We start from the raw sequence: 759 nt of genomic DNA, 5'->3' as shown, positions 1-759 counted from the left end.
AATTCAGTCCGACAAGTTTGTTAGATATTTGTATGTACTAAGACTGAATTCAGTATAGTATTCAGTCTGATGTGCACGGATATGTTGAATAGACACAGGCCATGGGCGTTGCCACCCGATCAGTTATATGCGCTCAAACCTATTTTTTTTTTTTTGCCGCGAGCCGGCTCGACAGGTAGCTCGACATCGACGCGGCCAGTGACTGGCCGCGCACCAGCAGGCGCACGCGACTCGCCGTGCGGCTGAGGAACATCGCAGCCTGGCCGGCCGAATTGCCGCCGCCGATGATGATCGCCTCGGTGCCCTTGCTGTAACGGGCCTCGATATCGGTCGCGGCGTAATACACGCCCGCGCCTTCGAACTCGGTCAGCCGCGGAATCGGCAGGCGGCGATACTGCACGCCGGTCGCCACCACCACCGCCCTGGCCCGGACCCGCTTGCCGTTGTCGAAGGTGGCGCAGAAGCCGCCGTCCGGCAGCGCCTCGAGCCGGGCCACGCGGCGGGGCATGGCGAAACGCGTGCCGAACTTCATCGCCTGGATATGGCCACGCCAGACCAGATCCGCACCGGAGATGCCGGTGGGGAAACCCATGTAGTTTTCGATCCGGCTGGATGTGCCGGCCTGGCCGCCGATGGCGACGTCCTCGGTCACCAGCGCGCACAGGCCCTCGGCGCCGGCATAGACGCCGGCGGCCACGCCTGCCGGCGCGGCCAACCCGGTACCCGGGGATGGACCGCATCTGGCTCTTATACACCTCT

At 63.5% G+C, this 759-nt stretch carries 1 protein-coding gene; it reads right to left on the bottom strand.

The annotated features are described in order from the left end of the window. Positions 1-139: 139 nt before the first annotated feature. On the bottom strand, positions 140-759 hold a 620-nt coding region (locus CSC66_RS17170; protein ID WP_238394450.1), incomplete at its 5' end, for an NAD(P)/FAD-dependent oxidoreductase.

The organism is Pseudoxanthomonas kaohsiungensis (assembly GCF_010211765.1).
Classification (GTDB): Bacteria; Pseudomonadota; Gammaproteobacteria; order Xanthomonadales; family Xanthomonadaceae; genus Pseudoxanthomonas; species Pseudoxanthomonas kaohsiungensis.
This window is presented reverse-complemented; position numbering and strand designations above follow the sequence as displayed.